At 43.2% G+C, this 250-nt stretch carries 1 protein-coding gene; it reads right to left on the bottom strand.

All coding sequences use genetic code 11. The features are described from left to right. Positions 1-227 (bottom strand): enoyl-CoA hydratase-related protein (locus tag AOA59_RS28890; RefSeq protein ID WP_305886615.1); only part of this gene is annotated, 227 nt, incomplete at its 3' end. Between the last annotated feature and the right edge of the window lie 23 nt (positions 228-250).

Raw genomic sequence — 250 nt, 5'->3', positions numbered from 1 at the left:
ATAATATCTTCTGGAAAAGCCCTGTTAGCTAATCCTAACTGAACAGCCTCATCCCCAGTTACAGTATCTGAAGTTAAAATTAATTCAGCTGCCTTTGCTTTCCCTACAAGCCTTGGAAGTCTTTGAGTTCCAGCGAATCCCGGAATTAATCCTAATTGGAGCTCAGGAAGCCCTAATTTGGCTTCACTCGTAACATAACGAATGTGACATGCCATCGTTAGTTCCAAACCACCTCCTAGAGCTGCACCAT

The organism is Pseudomonas sp. 2822-15, from assembly GCF_002742515.1.
Classification (GTDB): domain Bacteria; phylum Pseudomonadota; class Gammaproteobacteria; order Pseudomonadales; family Pseudomonadaceae; genus Aquipseudomonas; species Aquipseudomonas salomonii.
Note: the sequence above shows the minus strand (reverse complement) of the source record. Positions and strands in the feature narration are given on the sequence as shown.